The organism is Candidatus Marithrix sp. Canyon 246 (genome assembly GCF_001723685.1).
Taxonomy (GTDB): Bacteria; Pseudomonadota; Gammaproteobacteria; order Beggiatoales; family Beggiatoaceae; genus Marithrix.
Genome location: NZ_MCBX01000003.1, coordinates 22,394 through 42,290, shown reverse-complemented (window position 1 = coordinate 42,290; position 19,897 = coordinate 22,394). Strand labels below are relative to the sequence as shown.

23 protein-coding genes are annotated in these 19,897 nt (G+C 34.7%); 20 read left to right on the top strand and 3 right to left on the bottom strand.

The genetic code is table 11. The annotated features are described in order from the left end of the window. Positions 1–18: 18 nt before the first annotated feature. On the top strand, positions 19–387 hold the full coding sequence (gene queF, locus BHU68_RS02660) for a preQ(1) synthase (protein ID WP_069470577.1): 369 nt from the start codon (positions 19–21) through the stop codon (positions 385–387). On the opposite strand, the gene bioA is transcribed toward queF, so the two are convergent. Continuing rightward, positions 365–1,603, bottom strand: a complete 1,239-nt coding sequence (bioA, locus tag BHU68_RS02655) for an adenosylmethionine--8-amino-7-oxononanoate transaminase (RefSeq protein WP_069470578.1) — start codon at positions 1,601–1,603, stop codon at positions 365–367. The genes queF and bioA overlap by 23 nt on opposite strands. 101 nt (positions 1,604–1,704) lie before the next feature. On the opposite strand from bioA, the gene BHU68_RS02650 reads away from it, so the two are divergent. From BHU68_RS02650 to BHU68_RS02595, 14 genes are all read left to right on the top strand, one after another. Beyond that, on the top strand, positions 1,705–2,013 hold the full coding sequence (locus tag BHU68_RS02650; RefSeq protein WP_069470579.1) for a hypothetical protein: 309 nt from the start codon (positions 1,705–1,707) through the stop codon (positions 2,011–2,013). Between the two features lie 49 nt (positions 2,014–2,062). Next, positions 2,063–2,971, top strand: a complete 909-nt coding sequence (locus BHU68_RS02645) for a hypothetical protein (RefSeq protein WP_069470580.1) — start codon at positions 2,063–2,065, stop codon at positions 2,969–2,971. A gap of 3 nt (positions 2,972–2,974) precedes the next feature. Next, positions 2,975–3,655, top strand: a complete 681-nt coding sequence (locus BHU68_RS02640) for an MBL fold metallo-hydrolase (RefSeq protein WP_069470581.1) — start codon at positions 2,975–2,977, stop codon at positions 3,653–3,655. Between the two features lies 1 nt (position 3,656). Next, positions 3,657–5,933, top strand: a complete 2,277-nt coding sequence (locus BHU68_RS02635) for an efflux RND transporter permease subunit (protein ID WP_069470582.1) — start codon at positions 3,657–3,659, stop codon at positions 5,931–5,933. 138 nt (positions 5,934–6,071) lie between these two features. After that, the gene (gene purD, locus BHU68_RS02630; protein ID WP_069470583.1) at positions 6,072–7,352 is read left to right on the top strand and encodes a phosphoribosylamine--glycine ligase; all 1,281 of its coding nucleotides are present in this window, start codon (positions 6,072–6,074) and stop codon (positions 7,350–7,352) included. A gap of 13 nt (positions 7,353–7,365) precedes the next feature. Next, on the top strand, positions 7,366–7,593 hold the full coding sequence (locus BHU68_RS02625) for a DUF2281 domain-containing protein (RefSeq protein ID WP_069470584.1): 228 nt from the start codon (positions 7,366–7,368) through the stop codon (positions 7,591–7,593). After that, entirely contained in the window at positions 7,581–8,048 is a 468-nt protein-coding gene (locus tag BHU68_RS02620) for a type II toxin-antitoxin system VapC family toxin (RefSeq protein WP_069470585.1), read from the top strand. Before BHU68_RS02625 ends, BHU68_RS02620 begins: the two co-directional genes overlap by 13 nt. Next, positions 8,041–8,202 carry a hypothetical protein gene (locus tag BHU68_RS17485; RefSeq protein ID WP_216092689.1) on the top strand — a complete coding sequence of 54 codons (162 nt, stop codon included), beginning with the start codon at positions 8,041–8,043 and terminating at the stop codon, positions 8,200–8,202. The genes BHU68_RS02620 and BHU68_RS17485 overlap by 8 nt, the downstream gene beginning before the upstream one ends. A gap of 219 nt (positions 8,203–8,421) precedes the next feature. Then, the gene (locus tag BHU68_RS02615; protein WP_216092688.1) at positions 8,422–11,118 is read left to right on the top strand and encodes a type ISP restriction/modification enzyme; all 2,697 of its coding nucleotides are present in this window, start codon (positions 8,422–8,424) and stop codon (positions 11,116–11,118) included. Between the two features lie 19 nt (positions 11,119–11,137). Beyond that, the gene (locus tag BHU68_RS02610) at positions 11,138–12,187 is read left to right on the top strand and encodes an AAA family ATPase (protein WP_069473082.1); all 1,050 of its coding nucleotides are present in this window, start codon (positions 11,138–11,140) and stop codon (positions 12,185–12,187) included. After that, complete coding sequence (locus BHU68_RS02605) at positions 12,171–12,683, top strand: hypothetical protein (RefSeq protein WP_069471644.1); 513 nt, start codon at positions 12,171–12,173, stop codon at positions 12,681–12,683. Before BHU68_RS02610 ends, BHU68_RS02605 begins: the two co-directional genes overlap by 17 nt. Then, the gene (locus BHU68_RS17985) at positions 12,684–12,809 is read left to right on the top strand and encodes a hypothetical protein (RefSeq protein WP_256359174.1); all 126 of its coding nucleotides are present in this window, start codon (positions 12,684–12,686) and stop codon (positions 12,807–12,809) included. A 154-nt stretch (positions 12,810–12,963) separates the two neighbouring features. Then, positions 12,964–13,257 (top strand): hypothetical protein, encoded by a 294-nt coding sequence (locus BHU68_RS02600; RefSeq protein ID WP_069471645.1) that lies wholly within the window; start codon positions 12,964–12,966, stop codon positions 13,255–13,257. Positions 13,258–13,408: 151 nt separating this feature from the next. Then, complete coding sequence (locus BHU68_RS02595; protein ID WP_069471646.1) at positions 13,409–13,669, top strand: hypothetical protein; 261 nt, start codon at positions 13,409–13,411, stop codon at positions 13,667–13,669. 131 nt (positions 13,670–13,800) lie between these two features. Here BHU68_RS02595 and BHU68_RS17825 read toward each other — a convergent pair whose 3' ends face one another. After that, entirely contained in the window at positions 13,801–13,917 is a 117-nt protein-coding gene (locus tag BHU68_RS17825; protein WP_253181151.1) for a hypothetical protein, read from the bottom strand. Positions 13,918–13,997: 80 nt separating this feature from the next. Between BHU68_RS17825 and BHU68_RS02590 the strand changes: the two genes are divergently transcribed. Both BHU68_RS02590 and BHU68_RS02585 read left to right on the top strand, forming a co-directional pair. Next, complete coding sequence (locus tag BHU68_RS02590; protein WP_069471647.1) at positions 13,998–14,273, top strand: BrnT family toxin; 276 nt, start codon at positions 13,998–14,000, stop codon at positions 14,271–14,273. Next, positions 14,257–14,559, top strand: a complete 303-nt coding sequence (locus BHU68_RS02585) for a BrnA antitoxin family protein (RefSeq protein WP_069471648.1) — start codon at positions 14,257–14,259, stop codon at positions 14,557–14,559. Before BHU68_RS02590 ends, BHU68_RS02585 begins: the two co-directional genes overlap by 17 nt. Positions 14,560–14,594: 35 nt before the next feature. Here the strand turns inward: BHU68_RS02585 and mfd are convergent, their stop codons facing one another. Then, positions 14,595–17,807 (bottom strand): transcription-repair coupling factor, encoded by a 3,213-nt coding sequence (mfd, locus tag BHU68_RS02580; protein ID WP_069471649.1) that lies wholly within the window; start codon positions 17,805–17,807, stop codon positions 14,595–14,597. A gap of 100 nt (positions 17,808–17,907) precedes the next feature. On the opposite strand from mfd, the gene BHU68_RS02575 reads away from it, so the two are divergent. The 3 genes from BHU68_RS02575 to BHU68_RS02570 all read left to right on the top strand — a co-directional run bounded on the left by BHU68_RS02575 (position 17,908) and on the right by BHU68_RS02570 (position 19,886). Then, a complete protein-coding gene (locus BHU68_RS02575) occupies positions 17,908–18,147 on the top strand; it encodes a hypothetical protein (RefSeq protein WP_069471650.1) in 240 nt (79 codons plus the stop codon). 169 nt (positions 18,148–18,316) lie between these two features. After that, positions 18,317–18,469: an RICIN domain-containing protein gene (locus BHU68_RS17075; RefSeq protein WP_171899503.1), complete on the top strand. Its 153-nt coding sequence runs from the start codon at positions 18,317–18,319 to the stop codon at positions 18,467–18,469. A gap of 184 nt (positions 18,470–18,653) precedes the next feature. After that, a complete protein-coding gene (locus BHU68_RS02570; protein ID WP_069471651.1) occupies positions 18,654–19,886 on the top strand; it encodes an OmpA family protein in 1,233 nt (410 codons plus the stop codon). The last annotated feature ends 11 nt before the right edge of the window (positions 19,887–19,897 follow it).

Here is a 19,897-nt window from a genome sequence, read left to right as displayed (position 1 = left end):
TCGCCATTTATTAAACATATGCTTGAAACATTTAATAATCGTAATTCAGAACGCGATTATACAATTCATATTCGTATTCCAGAATTCACCTGTTTATGTCCAAAAACCGGGCAACCTGATTTTGCAACTCTATTTATAGATTATGTACCAGACAAACTCTGTATAGAATTAAAAGCTCTAAAAAATTATATTTGGTCATTTCGTAATGAAGGTACATTTCATGAGGCTGTTACTAATCAAATTCTTAATGAGTTAGTTGCTGTTTGTGCGCCACGTTTTATGCGTTTACGCGCTGAATTTAATGTTCGAGGTGGTATTTATACTACAGTGGTAGCCGAACATATAGCAGCGGGTTGGATAGCCCCTACGCCGGTTCAGTTGCCTTAATAACCTCAAATATAGCTTGTGTAAGTTGAGATAGTTGTTGTGGAGTAATGATATATGGTGGCATTATATAGATTAAATTTCTAAATGGGCGTATCCAAACTCCTTTATCAACAAAAGCTTGTTGCATTGTTGCAACATCTATAGAATCTTGTAATTCCACAATACCCACAGCTCCTAAAATACGTACATCAGCAACTTGAGGTAAAGCGGCACAAGCAGATAATGAATCAATTAATTGTTGTTCAATGTTAGATATAGTTTGTTGCCACGGACTTTCTAATAGTAAATTTATACTAGCGGCTGCTACTGAACATGCGAGTGGGTTTGCCATAAAAGTTGGACCATGCATAAACACCCCCGGTGGATGTGAACAAATAACTTCACTAACTTGCTTGCTGGTTAAAGTGGCTGCTAAACTCATATAACCACCGGTTAATGCTTTGCCAACACATAAAATATCAGGGCTAATATCAGCGCGTTCACAAGCGAATAAAGTACCAGTTCTACCAAATCCAGTTGCAATTTCATCTAAAATTAATAATACCTTATATTCATCGCAAAGACTACGTACACTGCGTAAAAATTCTGCACTATAAATGCGCATTCCACCAGCACCTTGTAATAAAGGCTCTAAAATAACTGCGGCTATTTCATTGTGATGTTGTTCTAATAACTTTTGAAAACTGTTAATATTATTTTCAGCAAAATAATGTTGAGCTAAAACATGAGAAAAGATATTATGCATTCCATTAACAGGATCACAAACAGCCATAGCACCAAAGGTATCACCATGATAACCATTACGAATTGTTAGTAATTTTTGTTTTTTTGGATTTCCAACAGCATAGCAATATTGTATTGCCATTTTTATAGCAACTTCAACTGCTACGGAACCAGAATCAGAAAAGAATACATTTTCTAAGTTGTTAGGTGTGATTTCTATTAACAAGCGAGCAAGATCTACTGCTGGCTGATGGGTTAAACCACCAAACATAACATGTGCCATTGAATCTACTTGCTTATGAATAGCAGCGTTAAGTATTGGGTGATTATAACCGTGAATTACTGACCACCATGATGCCATTCCATCTATTAATTCTTGTCCATTTGCTAACTTTATATATACACCGTTAGCGGAAACGACCGGATAGACTGGAGTACCCATTGCGGCATAAGGATGCCAGATATGTTGTTTATCAAATGTTGTTAAATTCATGTTATAGTGATAACTTTAGATTTATGTGGTATAATTCCATATTATTGTTGTAGGTAAAAAAACAATAATTTTAAATTCATTTATATATTTAAGGACTCCTTATGGAAGACAATAGCAAACCGATGATGTTTTTATTAATTGGTGCTTTATTATTAATATTAGCTTTTTTTAATCAAGCTTTATATGAAACAAATCCAGAAATTTTTAAGCCAGTTTATGATTTTATTCAAGGTATTGGTACACCGATTTTATATATAGGTGGATATTTTGCAGTAGTTATTGCGCTATTTTTATGGCTACCTACTTGGATAAGTCTTTTATTATTTGTCGTACTTATGTTTTCAGCTGGTTATTATATTAAAGATGGAAAAGGGATTTCTCTAAAAATAGATGAAACCCAAATATTATAAATAATAATTTCATAATTCCCCATAGGGGAATTTTTTTTAAGGAGATAACATGTCCCAAGATTCTAACTTAAACCCAATTGCATGGAATGAAAAGGCTATTATTGGTGCTTCCGGTGGCTTATCATTAGTAATTTTAAAGCTGATAGAGGCAGATTTTTTTCTTACTAGTTCACTTAGCGAAGCAGAAATATTAGCACGATATTTAACCTATATTGCTTATTTACTTTTAGGTATTATGGTAGCAATATTTTTTACTGATTCTGAGGGAAAGAAAGAAAAAGTCAGAAAAAATGCTTTTATTTCTGGTTTAGTTGCACCCTCATTATTACTTGCTCTACTAAGCCCACCAAATTTAGGTGAAGGTGTTGATCCAACAACTAGTATTCAGCAGTTTGGAGAGAAAATCCAACCATCTAATTTTTCTCCTTTAGGTACAGAATCAGCAACTGATAATGATCATAGTTCTAAATTAAAAAATTTAACACCAACTTTCAGCCGAGTAAGATCTACAGATGCTCAGGTGAGTAAATCTACTATTGTAAATGGTGTTAAGGTATTAGATATAGTACCTGATGATATAGAAAAAGCTACTTTTGCTCAATTGCTGTTAGGGGCTATTGGTAGAAATCCTAATCTTAAAAATTATGTTTTTGTAGTAGGCAAAACCACAAGTCAACATAATGCAGTTAATATTGCAGTTAATATTAATTCCTTTATTAAATCATTAGCTGTATCTCGTGCAATTGTAATCCATCCTAAACATACTAAGAACTATTATATTAGTATTGGTGAAATTAATTTAAAAACAGATGCGAAGTTGATAAAACGCAAAATACATGGATATGCTTCTAAAATTCTATTTGGTAATAAACAAGTAACTGAAACAAATAGAAAAATAGCTAGTAGTTTATTACTAGGTACCGTAGTATTTGCTGATGACTTATTACCATCTGTATAAATTATGACTTTTGCAATTCAATCTCTAGAATTGGGACCAATGGAAAATTTTGTCTATTTGATTCATGATCTTAGTTCAAATAGAGCCGCTGTAGTTGATCCTGCTTGGGAAGTAGCAAAATTAGTAAAATTAGCTGAAAAACAAGATATTGAAATAACAGATGTATTACTCACACATAGCCATTATGACCATATTAATGGCTTAAATGAGTTGTTACAAACTTATGATGCAGAAATTCATTTGTTGAAATCTGAAGCTCAATTTTGGGATCATGATTTAGATCAGCCTACTATACATTATGGTGGGGATAGGCTAGAAATTGGTAAAACCAGTATTGAAATATTGCATACACCCGGACATACTCCGGGTTCTGCTTGTTACCATCTTGATGGTAACTTAATTACTGGTGATACTTTATTTTTGTTCGGCTGTGGGCGTTGTGATTTCAACGGCGGTAATCCCGAACAAATGTATAATTCCTTAAAAAAACTCGGTTCCGAGTTAAATCCTGAAACTATTATTCATCCCGGGCATAATTATGCTCACAAATGTACTTCTACAATGGCTGAACAGTTAGAAGGCAATCCATTTATGCAGATTAATGATTTGGATAAATTTATAGATTATCGTATGCATCAACATGATCTTGAACGCGATACTCCTTATTCTCCTATAATTTTATAACATGATTGATACTTATATTAATTGGCTAAGCCGCTGGCGTTATGGATTAATTTTTCTAATTTTAGTAGTTGTTACTTGGGCTGCTAGCGGAATCCAGTTTCTACAGTTTAAATCCGATTATCGTATGTTTTTTAGTGAAGATAATCCTCAATTGCTGGCTTTTGAAAAATTACAAGATACTTATACTAAAAGCGATAATGTATTATTTGCAATTGCACCGAAAGACGGTAAAGTCTTTACAGTAGAAATCTTGGCAATGTTGGAACAGATGACTGAAATGGCTTGGCAAATGCCTTATTCTAGCCGTGTTGATTCTATTGCCAATTTTCAATATTCACGGGCTGTTGAAGATGATATTATCGTTGAAGATTTAATATCTGAGGCTGAACAATTAACTGCTTCTCAAATACAAGAAATTAAACAAATTGCTATTAATGAGCCTTTATTAGTCAATCATTTAATTTCACCAACGGCTCATGTTACTGGTATTAATGTAATTTTACAATTACCGGATCAAGATCAAAGTAGCGCAATACCTAATGTTGTTAAATTTGCCCGTGACTTAGCGGCAAAAATGCGTGATGAACATCCTAATATAGATATTTACCTCACTGGCGGAGCTATGATGGATAATGCCTTTGGAGAAATATCAGCCGCAGATATGCAAAAATTAGTACCGATAATGTTTGTTGTGTTGCTTATAACTTTGGGTTTGTTATTAGGTACTATTAGCGGCGTAGTAAGTACTACTATAATTATCATCTTTTCAATTATTGCCACTCTTGGTTTAGCTGGTTGGTTAGGTATTAATATGTCGCCACCTACTGCGCCCTTGCCTAATATTATTATGATTTTAGCCATAGCTGATTCGGTGCATATTATGGCAAACTTTTTTGCTAGTTTGCGTGAAGGCATGACTAAACGCGCCGCTTTAATAGAAAGTTTTCGTCTGAATTTTCAAGCTATTTTTCTGACTAGTTTTACTACTGCAATTGGTTTTTTGTCGATGAATTTTAGTGATTCACCGCCATTTAATGATTTAGGTAATCTTGCTGCTATAGGCGTTACTATTGCTTTTATTTTAACAATCACATTGTTACCAGTGTTGTTAATGATTTTACCTACTAAAATTCCTAAACAGCGGCAAGTTCCAATTATGAGCCATTTAAGTGAATTTGTGATACAGCGGCGTAAGATATTGTTGTGGAGCATAACAGCTTTAATGCTAGGCTTAATTATATTGATTCCTAAGAATGAATTAAATGATAATTATCTTGAATATTTTGATGAATCAATTCAATTTCGTCAATCAACAGATTTTATTATTGATAATTTATCTGGTGCAGATTATTTAGATTATTCAATTGAATCTGGCGAAGTTGGTGGGATTAATGATCCAAAATTTTTGCTTAAACTAGATGAATTTGTTAATTGGTTTCGACAACAAGCTGAAGTGCGTTATGTTTATAGTATCACCGAAGTCATAAAGCGTCTGAATAAAAATATGCACGGCGATGATCCTAATTGGTATAAATTACCAGAAGCTCGTGAATTAACTGCTCAATATTTATTATTCTATGAAATGTCTTTACCTTATGGCTTAGATTTAAATGATCGTTTAAATGTAGATAAATCTGCTACTCGTATTACAGTTGTTTTAGATAGTTTATCTAGCAAAGAATTATTGGCTTTAGAACTTGGTGCCAAACAGTGGTTGCAAGGGCAAACAACAATCAAATCTGTAGCGACAGGCACTAGTCTGATATTTGCTCATATTGGTCAACGTAATATTAATAGTATGTTAATCGGTACTGGAGTGGCTTTATTGTTGATTTCTTTAATATTAATATTTGCCTTACGTTCATTAAAACTAGGTTTAATTAGTCTGATTCCTAACTTGATGCCAGCAATTATGGCTTTTGGATTATGGGGTTTATTAGTTGGACAAATTAGCCTTGCTGTTTCAGTGGTTGCCGCTATGACATTAGGAATTGTAGTTGATGCAACAATTCATTTTTTAACTAAATATTTACATGCACGTAAAAAACTAGGCAAGAATGCAGAAGATGCAGTGCGTTATGCTTTTGTAACAGTAGGAACTGCTATTTCAGTAACAGCCATCGTATTAATAGCTGGCTTTTCAATTCTAATTTTTTCTCATTTCCATATTAATTCAGCTATGGGCATATTAACAGCTATTGTTATAATGTTTGCTTTGATAACAGATTTCTTGTTATTACCGCCATTGTTGATGAAACTTGATCGCGATAAATGCTGAAGCATATATTATCATTTTCGTAGGGTGGGTAGAGCGATAGCGAAACCCACCAAATCGATCGCTAAATAAAATGGTGGGTTTCGCTATCGCTCTACCCACCCTACAAAACTACAAAACTATTATTTTAATCAAATTAATATGAAAGTTCTAATTATAGGTAGTGGTGGGCGTGAACATGCTTTAGCATGGAAAGCTGCTCAGTCTAAAAAGGTTGATAAAATTTTTCTTGCTCCGGGTAATGCTGGCACTGCACTTGAGGCAAAATTAGAAAATGTAGCAATTCAGGTTGATGATCTTGATGCTTTAGTTAATTTTGCTCAAGATAATGCTATTGCTTTAACTATAGTTGGTCCAGAAGTTCCTTTGGTGGCAGGAATTGTTGATAAATTTCAAAGCTTTGGATTAGCTATATTTGGTCCAACTCAAGCGGCTGCTCAATTAGAAGGTTCTAAAGCTTTTACTAAGGATTTTTTAGCTAGGCATAATATTCCTACTGGAAGTTATGAATATTTTACTGAGATAGAACCAGCTATTGCTTATATTAAGCAAGTTGGTGCGCCTATTGTGGTGAAAGCTGATGGTTTAGCTGCTGGTAAAGGTGTTATTTTAGCAGACAGCGAAGAGGATGCTATTGCTGCTGTTGAAGATATGTTAGCCGCTAATGCTTTTGGTGATGCTGGACATCGGGTGGTTATTGAAGAATTTTTACAGGGAGAAGAAGCTAGTTTTATCTGTATGGTTGATGGAGAACATATTTTAGCTTTAGCTACTTCCCAAGATCATAAAGCTCGTGACAATGGTGATAAGGGTCCAAATACTGGCGGCATGGGAGCCTATTCACCAGCACCAGTTGTGACTCCTGAAATTCATGCTCGTATAATGGCAGAAGTTATTGAACCAACAGTGCGCGGAATGGCTGCTGAAGGAAATCCATATACAGGCTTCTTATATGCTGGAGTTATGATTGATCAACAAGGAATTCCAAAAGTTTTAGAATACAATTGCCGCTTTGGCGATCCAGAAACCCAACCGATAATGATGCGTTTACGCTCAGATTTAGTTGAATTATGTATGGCTAGCTTAGAAAAACGCCTTGATCAAGTTACAGCAGAATGGGATTCACGCGCTGCTTTAGGGGTAGTTTTAGCCGCTAGTGGTTATCCGGCACAATATAAAAAAGGCGATACTATTAATGGATTAAATGAAGCGGCACAATTAGATGGAAAAGTATTTCATGCAGGCACAGCAGAACAAGATGGGGAAATTGTCACTGCTGGAGGGCGCGTATTATGTGCCTGTGCGCTTGGAGACACTGTCGCAGAAGCACAAACAAATGCCTATGCAATTGTTGAACAAATTAGTTGGGATAGGGTTTATTGTCGTACAGATATAGGGTATCGGGCATTGGCACGAGCTTAATGAGGAATTAATTATGGATATTGTAAATAATATTTACCACAATTTAGAAAGATTACCTTCTCAACAAAAATCAGAAGTTCTTGATTTTATCGAATATCTAATTTTTAAAAATGATAAAAAATTAGCTGCATCACAAACACACCGTAGTATTTTAGAACTGCGTGGCTTAGGTAAACATGTTTGGCAAAATATCTCTGTAAAAGACTATATCAATGCGGAGCGTGATTCATGGAATGGGTAAAAGCATTAGAACCCGGGCAACTGGTTGCATTAAATACGGCTCCACTGATTTATTTTATCGAAGAACACCCTATCTATTTGCCTATTGTCACTCCATTTTTTGAACAACTTGATCAAGGTAAAATAAAAGTTGTTACCTCTGTTATTACTTTATCAGAGGTGTTAGTAAAGCCTTTACGTGATGGAGAAACGAAATTAGCTCAACAATATCGAGAGATTTTACTTAATATTAATGGTTTAATAACAGTAGAAGTTTCTATTGATATAGCTGAAAAAGCAGCACAATTACGGAGCCAATATTCATTACGCACGCCTGATGCCATCCAAATAGCAACAGCCTTACAATCGAATGCAACAGCATTATTAACAAATGATATTCGTTTACCACCTGTTTTGCCGGGATTGCAAATGTTGATGCTGGACAATTTTTTAACTTCAAAACAGCAACATGTTTAAAATAACCCCAAAACAAAAACACCTCCAAGCCTACTATAAAGAACTCAAAGAATTTGAGCGTTTAGGGCAAGCCCATGAAGGCACAGTCAAAATAGCTTTTCAACATCTTTTAGAGGCGATTGCTAAACAATCTCAATGGGTATTAACTCAATAAAACACCTTAAATAGGGGCAAAAAGCGCATTCGTTTAGATGGCGTTTTATTTGACAATACCAATATTCCTCGCGGCTATTGGGAAGCTAAAGATTCTAAAGATGATTTAAGTAAAGAAGTTCAAAAAAAGCTTTATCAGGATAATTATCCTGATGATAATATTATTTTTCAGGCACCTAATCGCGCCATTTTATATCAGAATGGGCGCGAAGTTTTAGATTTGTCTTTAGTTGAACCAACTAATTTGGTCAAAATTTTAGCCGCCTTTTTTAATTTCAAACGCCCTGAATATGAGCAGTGGGATTTGGCTGCGGATGAGTTTAAAAGTCGGGTGCCAGAATTATCAAAAAAACTATTAGGCTTAATTCAGCAAGCGCGTGTTGACGATAAAGACTTTAAAGCGGCTTTTAACAATTTTGCTGAGCAATGCCATCAAGCGATTAATCCTAATCTAACCGACGCGGCTATTGAGGAGATGTTGATCCAGCATCTACTCACTGAGCGCGTTTTTCGCCGTATTTTCAATCATCCTGATTTTGCCAAGCGCAATATTATTGCCCGTGAGATTGAGAATGTGATTGATAAGCTGACGGCGCACTCTTTCAACCGCGATACTTTTTTTGATGATCTCAAGTATTTTTATAAAGCTTTAGAGGATGTTGCTGCGACAATTGATGAGTATGATTATAAGCAGCATTTTTTGAATACGGTTTATGAGCGATTCTTTCAAGGTTTTTCGGTTAAGGTAGCAGATACGCATGGGATTGTTTATACGCCGCAACCGATTGTGGATTTTATGGTGAAGTCGGTTGATGAGATTTTACAAAAGGAATTTGGCAAGTCTTTAGCCAGTGAGGGTGTGCATTTTCTTGATCCGTTTGTGGGAACTGGTAATTTTATTGTGCGGATTATGCGCGAAATTGCGGCTCAAAGTCGTTTAGCTTTAAAAGAAAAATATACTAAAGAGTTGCACTGTAATGAAGTGATGCTGTTGCCGTATTATATCGCAAATATGAATATTGAGCATGAGTATTTGGATTTGATGGACAAAAAATATCAGCCATTTGAGGGGATTTGTTTGGCGGATACCTTTGAGTTGGCTGAGGGTATGCAATCTGATATGTTTGTTCCAGAGAATACTGAGCGAGTCAAAAAGCAACAACAAACTAATTTTTTCGTTATTATTGGGAATCCACCTTATAATGCGGGGCAGATTAATGAGAATGACAATAATAAAAATCGTAAGTATAAGGTGATTGATGGACGGGTTAAGAATACTTATAGTAAGGAGTCTAAGGCGACTTTAAGAAATGCTTTATCTGATCCTTATGTGAAGGCGATTCGGTGGGCATCGGATCGGATTGGGGATGAGGGTATTGTTGCTTTTGTGACTAATAATGGCTTTTTGGATAATGTTGCTTTTGATGGGATGCGTAAGCATTTAGGGGAGGATTTTTCTAAAATATATGTGTTGGATTTAGGCGGTAATGTTAGAAAAAATCCCAAGCTATCAGGCACCACGCATAATGTTTTTGGTATTCAAGTCGGTGTCAGTATCAATTTGCTGGTTAAGAGAAAGGACAGCAAAAACACTGATATTTTTTATGCTCGTGTTGGTGAAGATTGGCGTAAAGAGGCTAAATATGCTTATTTAGATGAAAAACAACACCTCGCTCAAGTCGAGTGGCAAATAATTACACCTGATAAAAAACACACTTGGCTAACTGAGGGCTTGCATTCAGAATTTGAGGAGTTTTTGCCGTTAGGGAGTAAATCTGCTAAAGCTGAAAAGGGGATTACGGAAGGGGTTATTTTTAAGACTTATAGTGGCGGTGTAAAAACTAACCGTGATGCTTGGGCATACAATTTCAATCAATCCGAATTAGCTGATAACATGCAGCGTATGATTGAAACTTATAATGAACAGGTTTTTAAATGGACACAACAAGCAGATAAGCAAACTCAAGTTGATGATTTTGTGGAAAGTGATGAAAGCAAGATTAAGTGGAGTGGTGATTTAAAAATCTGTCTTAAAGCCGGAAAAATGGCAGAATTTTATGATGAAAAAATAAGACAATCTCTTTATCGACCTTTTACTCGTTCATACCTATTTTTTGATAGGACAATGAACAATAGAGTTTATGTCTTCCCATCTATTTTCCCCACACCTGACACTGAAAATGAAAATCGGGTGATTTGTGTTAGTGCTGTTGGCAATAATAAGTCATTTCATTGTTTAATGGTTAATCTCATTCCTGATTTGCATTTTACAGGTGATTCTCAATCCTTTCCTTTCTACACCTACAACGAAGACGGCACCAACCGCACCGAAAACATAACCGACTGGGCACTAACTCACTATCAAAACCACTACAAAGACAACACCATCACCAAATGGGCTATTTTTCACTACGCTTATGGACTACTCCATCACCCCGCCTATCGTGAAAAATACGCCGCCAACCTCAAGCGCGAATTGCCCCGCTTACCAATGGCACCCGATTTTTGGTCATTTTCAAAATCAGGCGAAAAATTAGCTGATTTACACCTCAACTATGAAGACGCTACACCCTACTCACTCAAAGTGATTGAAAATCCCAAAGTGCCTTTCAATCTGCGAGTAGAAAAAATGCGCCTTTCTAAAGACAAGAAAAAATTAATCTATAATGATTTTCTCACATTGGATGGTATCCCTAAAGAAGTCTTTGATTATAAGCTTGGTAATCGCTCCGCTCTCAATTGGGTGATCGAACAATATCGCGTCAAAGTCGATAAAAGAAGCGGCATCGTCAATGATCCCAACCGTGAAGATGATGAGACTTATATTCTGGAAATGGTGAAAAAGATTATCACAGTGAGCTTGGAGACGATTAAAGTGGTTGAAGACTTGCCTAGTGACTTTGGGGCTAATTTGTAGTATTTTACCAAGACACGCCATGAAAATTAGAAAATTGCATATTGATAATTACAAAGTATTTCAAGACTTTAATCTTGACTTCACCAATAATGGGAAAGCACAAAGTCTGGTTGCTATAGCTGGAATTAACGGTAGTGGAAAAACGACACTACTTAAAGATTTTATCTACCCAATATTTCATAAAAAAACTATCTTAAACAATAGTTTTATTCAAATTGAATATCAAGAAAACCATTACAATAAAACACTGAATATTGATACAAATTTTATCAGTGACAATGTTTCGTTTCCAAAATTGCAAAACATTTTATTTTATCAAGCCGGAGTAACTGAGAACCAAAGTGCCAAAGAAATAATTATTCAATTTATAGATCATCTAATTTATGAACAAGACCAAAAAAGCAGCGAAGCATATTTTGCCACTCAAGAAATCTTACAATCCATCTTTCCTGACTTTAATTTACAAATAGAATTTAAAGGAATTGATAAACGAAGACAAGTTTTATTTAAAAATGAGCGCAGCGATAACATTACGATAGATGATCTATCTAATGGAGAACAAGAACTTATTACCAAAGCTTTTTCCTTATATCTTAGTGATGTCAAAGACCATATTATTTTAATTGATGAACCAGAAAGTTCTTTGCATCCAAATTGGCAAAGTCAGATTGCTCACATATACCAAGAATTTGCCAATAAGAATAACAACCAAATTATCCTAGCAACTCACTCCCCCCATATAGTAGCTTCAATTCATAAGGAACAAATACGTGTTTTAGTCAAACAAAACCATAAAATACGTGCCATTGACAGCTTTACGGGTTCATATGGTTGGCGTGTTGACCGAGTTTTACTGGAAATATTCCGGCTTCAAGGCTTGCGTACTCCATTGGTAGAAAGAAAACTAGACCATCTTCGTAAAATGATCTTTTCAGATCAATATACCACGGAAGAATTTAAGCACCTTGAGAATGAGCTAATGGAAACCATTGGTTATGATGATATGGATTTGAGCTTAACCCGAATGGAGATTGCGAAAAGGAAAATTAAAAGTGAAGCAAATCTCTAAACAAGAACCTCAATTATACCAAGACTTTATTCGGCAAAATTTACCTACTAAATGGAACTATGTCAGCTTATCTATTGGCTATGAATTACGTATGCATATTCTGATGGAAGAGCAAAATTATCAATGCGCCTATACAGAAATCCATATCGAACCCGAAGATAGCCATATTGATCATTTTAGAAAACAAAGTCTATTTCCAGATATGAGATTTGATTGGAATAATTTGCTAGTTTCTGGTAATAGCGAAGCTTATGGAGCAAAGTGTAAAGATAAAAAGCTAAAAAAACAAGAAGATTATCAACTTCTTATAAATCCAGTGATTGACAACCCTAAAGATTACTTACTATTGGAACAAAGAAAACAAGTTATCCATGAAGTTAAAGAAATGTACAAACAGTTCACAGTCGAAGAATTGATCAAATATATTGGAAAATTTGAAAGTTTAATACGGAGCATATACTCTGATTTAAAAGCGATTGAAAAAGTAGCCAAATAGGTGGGTTCCACCACATTTATTGTTTTTATAGCACCGCTTGCGGCTAATGGCGGAGTTGGTGCATGGGCAATAGGTGTTTCTGGTGTGATTACCATATATAAAAAAATAGAATACTACGATCACTAGAATAGATTGGGTGTTTTTTCTCTTGGCAATGATCTCTTTACCCTTATGATATATTACTTCCGATCCATTATGGGCAGGATTTACTCCAAGCTTCAGGAAGGCATATCTAAACCCTTTTTATCTTGTTAGTTATTTATAGAAGACGCATACACAGATGAAAATCACTAAAATAAACATTAAAGATTATAATCAATTCAAAAACCTCAAATTAGATTTAACTTACCCCAAAGGGCATCAAAAAGAGGGGCAAGCTTTAGAAAAAATTTGCTTTCTAGGGCAAAGTGGTACCGGAAAAGCTAGTTTATTGAATGTTTGTAAGATTATTTTGAGAGCAAGTTTTAAACAAAATAATAAGGGTATTTGGGAAGCTGATATAAACCAAGCAATTCATTTTAACCATAACGCCACTATTTCAACTCAACACAGAAGATACCATAATTCTGATTGATGAACCAGAAAGATCATTATATCCAGATATCCAATAAAGAACTTCTAACTGCAATTGCAATTGCACTTACCTTTATAGCGTTTTTACCATATATGTTGCCTTCTTAGCATATATAAAAAAATCGAATACTACAATCACTAGAATAGATTGGATGTTTTTGCCCTTATGGTATCTTACTTCCGATCCATTATGGGCAGTAGTGATATTAACAACAGTGGATGTGTTAGGATTTGTTCCCAGTTTCAGGAAGGCATATCTAAACCCTTTTGAGGAACAATTGACGTTTTTTGTGATTATGGTAGCACGTAATCTGATTTCAATTATGGCGTTGGAACATTATTCAGTGACAACGGTTTTATTTCCTGCAATTATCGCTTCTTGGAAACAAAGCGTGATAATTGTGCAATATTGATTGGTAAATCGGCAAAACGATCTTGAAAATTGTTGTGCTAATAGCGTAGTTGGTACTAAAATGGCAACTTGTTGATCAGCAGTTTCTTCAAATGCTTTTCAGGTAAAAAATCAAATAAAGTCTGAGTATGCTCAAAAAACAGCGGCAAATAAAAGCTTAGAACGCTGAGATTCAGGATCAAAATAACGAATACTATTTATAGTATTATCATCAAACAACTCAATTCGACAAGGCTGACGACAACCCATAACAAACAAATCATTTCACGTATGACTATTTATGATATTATAATTAAAAACTTGAACTAATTTTGACATACTAAAACTAAATGCAATTTGAATGGAATGAAGACAAAGCTAGGCTTAATATGCGTAAACATGGAGTCAGTTTCCGTGAAGCTTTAACAAGCTTTTATGATCCCAAACAAGTGGTGTTTTATGATATTGATCACAGTGAAGATGAAGATAGAGAAATTTTATTAGGTCATTCTAATCAAGCACGGCTTCTGCTTGTAGTTTATACATTTAGGAACGATAGAATTCGTATTATTTCAGCAAGAGCTGCAACACGCAGAGAGGCACAAGATTATGCGCGAGGAATATGATTTAAAAACACTAAAAGTTAAGCGACGTGGTATATTGCCTCGCTTAGAAGGGCAATCTCCAGAGCAGGCTCAAGTAAAAATAACTATTACTTTAGATGACGATTTGGTTGACTATTTCAAGGCAGATAGCGAACAACTAGATACTAAAATTAATCAAACACTTCGCCAAGCTATACAACAAAAATTAGTACCTAGTTTAGTTGATATGGAAAAAATTAAGAAGGTACTATTACAAGATTCAGATTTTATTAGTCAAATTGCTTACAAAATAAGTCATAAAACCTAGAGTTTTATATAATGCCTAAGCACACAAGTGCTTAGTCAACAAACTGACCCTACAAGGATTTTTTCATAAATATTATCCAACAATTCACACCGCTCCTCAAACGATTCAATTTCCATATCCAATAGCAACTTATTCTCTCCTCCAAATTTATATTTATAAGGGTTTTCTTGAATGAGTTGCACAATTTTGTGTGGTTCAACTTTGGTGTTTTCATCAAATATTATGTAGCCGCCACTGGAACTAAAGTCAATTTTTGTGATTCCTAATGGCATGGCTTTTATTTTTAGTTCTGTTATATTTATCAATGCCTTGCTTTGTTCTGGTAGTAAGCCGAAGCGATCTATTAGTTCTATTTGTATGTCATCTAAGGATTCTAATGTTGGGGCGTTGGCTATGCGTTTGTACATTATTAGGCGAATATGTACGTCGGGAATGTAGTCGTTTGGTAATAGAGTTGAGTGGTATAGGTTTATTTCAGTGCTGGTTTTTGGGATCTCTTCTGATTTTAGGGATTTTATCGCGCGTTCTAATAGTTCTGCATATAAAGTATAGCCAATTTCTTGCATATGTCCACTTTGTTCGCTACCTAATAATTCTCCAGCTCCACGAATTTCTAAATCATGAGTTGCTAAGGTAAAGCCCATTCCTAATTCTTTTATGCTGCCGATTGCATCTATGCGTTTTTGGGCATCTTTTGTCATTTTTTTAGGTATAATTAAATAGGCATATGCTCGATGATGGGAACGCCCTACTCTTCCACGTAGTTGGTATAATTGGGCTAAGCCTAGTTTGTCTGCGCGGTTTATAATTATCGTATTTGCATTCGGTACATCAATACCTGTTTCAATAATTGTTGTACAGACTAAGATGTTAAAGCGGCGATGATAAAAATCTTGCATTACTTGTTCAAGCTGACGTTCACCCATTTTGCCATGCCCAACTTTTACCTTGGCTTGTGGTACTAAATTTTCTACATCCTCTGCCATTTTTTCAATTGTTTCAATGTCATTATGCAGAAAATATATTTGTCCACCGCGTTTTAATTCACGTAAAATGGCTTCAATTATTGTCGAATTATCCCATTGCTTTATAAAATTTTTAATTGCTAAGCGGCGGGTTGGTGCAGTGCTAATTATTGATAAGTCTCGTATATGCGATAATGCCATATTTAATGAGCGTGGAATTGGTGTTGCTGTCATTGCGAGAACGTCTATTTGCGCTCGTAATGATTTAAATTGTTCTTTTTGTTTAACTCCAAAACGGTGTTCTTCATCAATAATTATTAAGCCTAAGTTATGGTATTTAAGGCTTTTTTGTAATAGCTTATGAGTGCCAATTATTATTTCTACTTCGCCTTTTGAGATGGCTTCTAAAGTTTCAGTTTGTTGCTTCTTGGAAACAAAGCGTGATAATTGTGCAATATTGATTGGTAAGTCGGCAAAACGATCTTGAAAATTTTGATAATGTTGTTGTGCTAATAGCGTTGTTGGTACTAAAATCGCCACTTGTTGCCCATCCATTACTGCTACAAAAGTGGCACGCATTGCAACTTCTGTTTTTCCAAAACCAACATCTCCACATATCAATCTATCCATTGGCGTGGCAGATGACATATCTTTAATAACTGCATCAATAGCGGTTTGTTGATCAGGAGTTTCTTCAAATGCAAATGAATCGGCAAACTCTTGATAATCTTGTTTATTTATTTCAAAACTTTGTCCTTTTTGAGCAGCGCGTTTTGCATAAATATCTAATAATTCAGCCGCTACATCGCTAGCTTTTTCTGTTGCTTTTTGTTTAGCTTTTGACCATTTTTCTGTGCCTAACTTATGTAATGGCGCACGCTCAGGATCAATTCCGGTAAATCGGTTAATTAAGTGTAAAGAAGATATGGGTACGTATAATTTATCTTGATTTGCATATTCTAATTGTAAAAATTCGGCTTCAATATTAGCAACATTTAAAGTCACTAATCCTTGATAACGCCCAACACCATGTTCTTCATGCACAACAGGGGCAGCGATAGTCAGTTCTGTAAGATTACGAACAATCGCATCAGTATCATTTTTTGTTTTACGCCGACGCTGATAAATTAGTTTACCAAATAATTGAGTTTCACTAATTACCGCAATAGCAGATAAAATTAAACCTCTTTCTAGCGGCGCCACTGTTAAACAAAAGTTTGCATCACTAGCTAAAAATTCTGACCAATTCTCTACCAAGCTTGGTTTTAATTTATATTTATTAAATAGATTTAATAAACTTTCACGTCGCCCATTAGTTTCTGCTGCTATTAAAACTCGCCCATCAAATTCAGTTAAGAATTTTTCTAAAGCGGCTAAAGGTTTTTTACTATGAGTATCAACTGGTAATTTGCGAGTTTCTGATTCAGTGATAGAAATATGTGCAAAAGGTTTAATTGCTGCAAAAACTTGATTAGCTTGCAAAAACAATTTACTAGGAGCTAATGATTCTACATCTAACTGCTCATAACGCTGATTAACTTCTTGCCAAAATTGTTCAGCCTTTTCTAACACTCCAGCTAATGTAAAAATAACACAATTACTAGGTAAATAATCAAATAAAGTCATCAAATTATCGCGATTATCTAAAGGCAATTCACGCGCTGGTAATATATTAATCTGATCAACTTCAAACTTAGAACGCTGAGTTTCAGGATCAAAATAACGAATACTATTTATAGTATTATCATCAAGCAACTCAATTCTGCAAGGCTCACGATTGCCCATAGCAAATAAATCAACCAAATTAGCACGAAGCGCAAACTCACCATGCTCCATCACCTGCTCAACACAAGAATAGCCATTATTTTCTAATTGTAAATCAAAATAATCACCAACGGCAAGTAAACTACTGTTATTAATGATATAATCCACAGGAGCAAGACGCTGCATTAAAGTATTAACAGGCACACACAGAACACCACGTTCAATAGTTGGCAACTTATATAAAGTAGCTAAACGCTCAGAAATAATATCCTGATGAGGCGAAAAAAAATCATAAGGCAAAGTTTCCCAATCAGGAAACTGCAACTTATCAGTAGGTGCATAAAACTGAATCTCATCCATTAAACTTTGCGCTGATAGCAAATCAGGAGTAATAACAATAAAAGGCGCATTCTGAGCCACTTGGCTTAAAATCAAACCTAGACTGCTGCCAGATAGATTGTTCCAAGTTTGATGTTGTTGGGGTTTGTAGCTTAGTGGGGGGTTTAAGGGGTTTATCATGTGGTTGAATTTTAGCAAATATTTACATTATATCATAAGTTTAGAAGTTTTTACATGATGTAGGATGTATCAGTGATAGCATCATGCACCGATTCATAAATTGCAAAGCTTTTGTGTATTTTTATATAAAGGTGTAATTACCACATCACCTTTTACATTAACTGATAATCTTGTTGTTATAGGTTGGGGCAATTCACAAACTCAAGGTTGGGATTTTAGCGATGCTAAAGTGGAGGCAATAACAAATATTGCCATTGATAAAAACATCACTGGTAATGAGTTCTATTATTATTGGAATGCTTATGGTGGCTGGAGTACAAATGGCTTAACTTTAAAATAGGTGGAAATCATCTGTTAAATTAACTGTTGATGGAAATAATAGCTGGAAGATAATTGACAAAAGCGATGGTTATTTTAATATCTGTCAAAGTAGCGATACAAATAAATGCTTACATAATGAGTATGGAAATCTTCAACTTAGCGATATTGAAAGTCATTGGTATAGTGCAATGTGGTATTTTGAAGATGCTGAAAATGGATATATTAATATCCGTAATAAATGGAAACAATCAGAATACATTCACATTGAATATGGTTCCCCTGCTGTTGGCGAAATAGAAGCGGGCTGGTTCAGTGCTCAATGGAAAAGGTTTAAGTTTTAAACTATCAGCCTTGGAACAAATTCCAAGGCTCACGACTACCCATTCATAACAAATCAAAACAATCACCTACCGCAAGCAAACCACCCTTATTTATAGGTTAATGGGGAATTTAAGGAGTTTATCATGTTGTTGAAATTTTTTTAAATATAATCTAAAATTAAAATTTTATCACAAGTTTAAAACTATGCGCAACAAATATGATTTAAAAACATTAGCCATACTATTGCTGTTAGTTTCCTGCTCACCAGCACCAGTGGCTCCAGTTTCTGATTTACCCCTTAGTTTTAATGCTGCTATTCCTATTTTAGCCAATAATTTGATGATGCAAGTAAAAAGCAAACAAAGCTTATTAGACAATTTTAGTAAAAAAAATATTGTCATTGATCCCTTTATGGATATCAAAAGTCATGAAGTTCTCAAGGTAAGTCAACAAATTGAAAAGATTTTTGTTGCGGAAACGCAGAAGGTTTTTGGTAATCAATTCAGCATTGAGCGTTTAACTCCAAAGAATATATATCAAGCTGATTATGTGATACATGGTGTTATTATGTATGAACCATATAAAACAAATGGGAATTACTATCATATTATATCATCTGTGATAGAGAAAAATAAGGGTAAAGTTATTGCGAAATCTGATGTTTGGATTTCCAATCAAACATTGGATTATACTCCAATAATAGATAGCCCTATAGTTCTCCCCAATATTCAAAGTATCACAGAAGATGTAGTGACAATAAAAGTTAATGCAAAAGTACCAGCAAACTATAATAATGTATTAGAAATACAAGCTATAATAAATAAGGCTGAAGAGGCTTATGGCAATAAAGATTATGATACAGCATTAGATTTATTTACTATCGCCACTGAGCAGCAATCTTTTGATCAAATGAGCATGATAAAAGCCTATATTGGTTTATATAGAACCAATATTATTTTAAAAGATTTAAATGCTGCGGAAACAGTTTTTGAAAAAATAGTTAGCTTCAATTTTGAAAAAAATGGTATTTTAAATGTAAAGTTTATTTTTTCAGTCAGCAAAACTAGTTTTGATGACACATTGGCAGCCGAATATCCCTTATGGTTACGTCAAATTGGTAAATATTTTGAGCAGAAGAATCTTTGTTTAGACATTGTTGGGCACAGTAGTCATACTGGAAAATTACCATATAATTGTCAGTTATCTTTAGATCGTGCTGTAGCAATTCAACAAAAATTACAAGCTAATTTTTCAAACATTCATTCAATAACTTATGGTAAGGCTTGGGCAGAAAATCTTGTAGGTTCAGGCACTGATGATGCTCAAGATGCGATTGATCGTAGAGTTGGATTTAAATTAGCAAGTTGCCCGATTAGTGATAATCGAACTAGAAAAAATAAAATCGAGGATTGTGTGAAATTAGCTTCTTCTAAATAAAATTGGAACAC

What these genes read in the sequence shown, in the direction of transcription:
- queF (WP_069470577.1), top strand. Translation starts at nt 19, where the DNA reads ATGCTTGAAACATTTAATAATCGTAATTCAGAACGCGATTATACAATT.
- BHU68_RS02640 (WP_069470581.1), top strand. Translation starts at nt 2,975, where the DNA reads ATGACTTTTGCAATTCAATCTCTAGAATTGGGACCAATGGAAAATTTT.
- bioA (WP_069470578.1), bottom strand. Translation starts at nt 1,603, where the DNA reads ATGAATTTAACAACATTTGATAAACAACATATCTGGCATCCTTATGCC.
- BHU68_RS02650 (WP_069470579.1), top strand. Translation starts at nt 1,705, where the DNA reads ATGGAAGACAATAGCAAACCGATGATGTTTTTATTAATTGGTGCTTTA.
- BHU68_RS17485 (WP_216092689.1), top strand. Translation starts at nt 8,041, where the DNA reads ATGTTTAAAATAACCCCAAAACAAAAACACCTCCAAGCCTACTATAAA.
- BHU68_RS02645 (WP_069470580.1), top strand. Translation starts at nt 2,063, where the DNA reads ATGTCCCAAGATTCTAACTTAAACCCAATTGCATGGAATGAAAAGGCT.
- BHU68_RS02585 (WP_069471648.1), top strand. Translation starts at nt 14,257, where the DNA reads ATGCGCGAGGAATATGATTTAAAAACACTAAAAGTTAAGCGACGTGGT.
- BHU68_RS17075 (WP_171899503.1), top strand. Translation starts at nt 18,317, where the DNA reads ATGTGGTATTTTGAAGATGCTGAAAATGGATATATTAATATCCGTAAT.
- BHU68_RS02620 (WP_069470585.1), top strand. Translation starts at nt 7,581, where the DNA reads ATGGAATGGGTAAAAGCATTAGAACCCGGGCAACTGGTTGCATTAAAT.
- BHU68_RS02635 (WP_069470582.1), top strand. Translation starts at nt 3,657, where the DNA reads ATGATTGATACTTATATTAATTGGCTAAGCCGCTGGCGTTATGGATTA.
- BHU68_RS02590 (WP_069471647.1), top strand. Translation starts at nt 13,998, where the DNA reads ATGCAATTTGAATGGAATGAAGACAAAGCTAGGCTTAATATGCGTAAA.
- BHU68_RS02610 (WP_069473082.1), top strand. Translation starts at nt 11,138, where the DNA reads ATGAAAATTAGAAAATTGCATATTGATAATTACAAAGTATTTCAAGAC.
- BHU68_RS17825 (WP_253181151.1), bottom strand. Translation starts at nt 13,917, where the DNA reads ATGGGTTGTCGTCAGCCTTGTCGAATTGAGTTGTTTGATGATAATACT.
- BHU68_RS02595 (WP_069471646.1), top strand. Translation starts at nt 13,409, where the DNA reads ATGTTTTTGCCCTTATGGTATCTTACTTCCGATCCATTATGGGCAGTA.
- purD (WP_069470583.1), top strand. Translation starts at nt 6,072, where the DNA reads ATGAAAGTTCTAATTATAGGTAGTGGTGGGCGTGAACATGCTTTAGCA.
- mfd (WP_069471649.1), bottom strand. Translation starts at nt 17,807, where the DNA reads ATGATAAACCCCTTAAACCCCCCACTAAGCTACAAACCCCAACAACAT.
- BHU68_RS02625 (WP_069470584.1), top strand. Translation starts at nt 7,366, where the DNA reads ATGGATATTGTAAATAATATTTACCACAATTTAGAAAGATTACCTTCT.
- BHU68_RS02600 (WP_069471645.1), top strand. Translation starts at nt 12,964, where the DNA reads ATGAAAATCACTAAAATAAACATTAAAGATTATAATCAATTCAAAAAC.
- BHU68_RS02570 (WP_069471651.1), top strand. Translation starts at nt 18,654, where the DNA reads ATGCGCAACAAATATGATTTAAAAACATTAGCCATACTATTGCTGTTA.